The organism is Rhodoferax sp. (assembly GCF_014859475.1).
In the GTDB taxonomy this organism is placed as follows: domain Bacteria; phylum Pseudomonadota; class Gammaproteobacteria; order Burkholderiales; family Burkholderiaceae_C; genus Rhodoferax.
This window is the reverse complement of record NZ_JACUUE010000291.1, coordinates 1-2,438: the sequence shown is the minus strand read 5'-3', so window position 1 is coordinate 2,438 and position 2,438 is coordinate 1. Positions and strand designations below refer to the sequence as shown.

Annotated in this window: 1 protein-coding gene, 1 pseudogene and 1 riboswitch; of the genes and pseudogenes, one reads left to right on the top strand and one right to left on the bottom strand. The window is 64.7% G+C overall.

The window, feature by feature from the left end; all coding sequences use genetic code 11:
- Positions 1–1,166, bottom strand: a 1,166-nt coding sequence (locus IBX54_RS14520) for an FAD-dependent oxidoreductase (RefSeq protein WP_296543366.1), incomplete at its 3' end; no start/stop codon positions are given.
- Positions 1,167–1,242: 76 nt separating this feature from the next.
- A riboswitch (TPP riboswitch) is annotated at positions 1,243–1,352 on the bottom strand.
- A 127-nt stretch (positions 1,353–1,479) separates the two neighbouring features.
- Here IBX54_RS14520 and IBX54_RS14515 point away from each other — a divergent pair.
- A pseudogene (locus IBX54_RS14515) lies at positions 1,480–2,438 on the top strand (YgiQ family radical SAM protein); the annotation flags it as partial.

The window sequence follows — 2,438 nt, the reverse complement described above, 5'->3', positions numbered from 1 at the left end:
CCGGTGTTGTGTGGGAGGCCCGCCTCGGGCCGATGGAGTTCGGGGCCAGGCACGGTCATCTCAAATTGCGTTGCCAGTGTCGAGTGCTCACCATTCATCAGCTGCAGCATCACGTCGTGCATGGCCGGGGCGATCAGGTAACCATGGCGGTACAGGCCGTTGACTTGCAGGCAGCGCGCGCCCAGGCGGCGCACTGCGGGCAGGTTGTCGGGCAGGGTGGGGCGGCACTGCGCCACCAGTTCCACAAGGCGGGCCTCGCCAAAGCCGCTGTCCACGGTGTAGGCGGCACTGAGCAGTTCCAGGGCCGAGCGCACGCTCATGGGCGAGGTGTCGCCCGATTCGATTTCCGTGGCGCCCACCAAAAAATAGCCGTCCTGCTTGGGGGCGATGTAGATCGGGTAGCGCGGGTGAATCAGCCGGGTGGGGCGCGACAGCGTCACGTTCGGGGCGTGCAGGGTGATGATCTCGCCACGCACGCCGCGCAAGCCGGGCCATTGCGGCTGCGCACCCAGGCCGCGGCAATCGAGCACCCAGTCAGGCCCGCCGCTCTGGCCCGGGGCAAAGTCGCCCGGGCTGCGCGATGTGTTCCAGTGCAGGCTGACCTGCAAGCGCTGCATTTGCGCCAGCAACGCGTCCATCAACTGGTGATTGTCCAACTGGCCTTCGCCCGGCAGGTACAGGCCTTGTGCAAAGTGTGCGCCCAAGCCGGGCTCCAACTGGTCCAGCCCCGCCGCATCCAGTGTTTTTTGGGCTGGCAGGCTGGGCAGTCGCTTTCCGGTGGTGGCCAGCAATTGGGCAAAGCGCTGTGCCTCCGCCGCGTCCTGGCGGTGCCAGACCACCAGCGTGCCTTGCTGCTGGAAGAACACCGGGGTATCGAGTTCGGCGATCAGCGCTGGCCAGCGTGTCAGGCCATATTGCCCCATGCGCACCACCGTGTCTTCGGCGACCGCCGACTCGGCCAGCGGTGCCAGCATGGCAGCAGCCGCAAAGGCGGCGGCGCGGCGTGAATCAGCCGCGGCAGCGTCATAAACGCTTACTGTGTGGCTAGCGCGCGCCAGAGTGCAGGCCAGCAGTCGGCCCATCAGGCCGGCGCCCAAAATGACGATGTTCAGCGCCGTGTGCGTCGGGGGGACCTGGGTTGAATCAGAAAAATGTGTGTTTGCCATCCGTTTGCTCCATGCAAAAAGTTGGCAGGTCGGCGGTCGAAAAGGTGGTGTGTCTCGCCAGAGAAGGCGGCGAGCACCGGTTTTTAACCTGCTTCCCTGCGCGAGGATTACCTCAATCAGGTTCAAAGGGACTTTCTCAGTCGTCCTGCCAGCAAACCCGGCAGCACAACACCCCTAGCGAATGCGTCGTTAAACGCTGCGAGGATTCTATAGCGACTTTGGCCGCAGGCCCTGCCCGCAATGTCCTTGATGGCAACGCTTGATGCCTCAAAACCTTACACTCGGCGCCTGCCCTTTGACCCCCCCAACGCCCATGAACGCCCCTGTTGACGTCTCTTTTTTTCCGCGCGCCGCCAAGCCGCTGTCGAGCTACCGCAAGTTCTGGGCGGCCCGCTTTGGCACGGCGCCGTTTTTGCCGATGAGCCGCGCCGAGATGGCGCAACTCGGCTGGGACAGCTGCGACGTGGTGCTGGTCACCGGCGACGCTTATGTCGATCACCCCAGCTTTGGCATGGCCGTGATTGGCCGCATGCTCGAGGCGCAGGGTTTTCGCGTGGGCATCATCGCCCAGCCCGACTGGCAAAGCGCCGAGCCCTTCCGCGCTTTGGGCAAGCCCAACCTGTTCTGGGGTGTCACGGCGGGCAATATGGACAGCATGATCAACCGCTACACAGCTGACCGCAAAATCCGCTCTGACGACGCCTACACCCCCGGCGATGTTGGCGGCAAGCGGCCCGACCGCGCGGCCATTGTTTATAGCCAGCGCTGCCGCGAGGCCTTCAAGGACGTGCCGATCATTCTGGGCGGCATCGAAGGCAGCCTGCGCCGCATCGCCCACTACGACTACTGGAGCGACAAGGTGCGCCGCAGCATTGTGGTCGATGCCAAGTGCGACCTGCTGCTGTACGGCAACGCCGAGCGCGCCATCGTTGAAATTGCCCACCGCCTGAGCCGACGCGAGCCGGTGGAGCACATCACCGACGTGCGCGGCACCGCCTTTGTGCGCCGCACCGACGACGCCACCCGCCTGGGCTGGTTCGAGATCGATGCCACTGATGTTGACGTGCCCGGCCCGGTTGAATCCCACATCAACCCCTACCAGACCACCAGCGAACAAGCGGCAGGCCGGGGTGCTACCTGCGGCAAAGAAGAGGCCGCCCTTGTCCATGCGAGCAAAGCGCCGCCGGACTCGATGGATTGCCGCGTCGCTGACGCTCCTTTCCATGAACAGCCCCGTCATTGCGAACGCAGTGACGCAATCCATGACCCCGG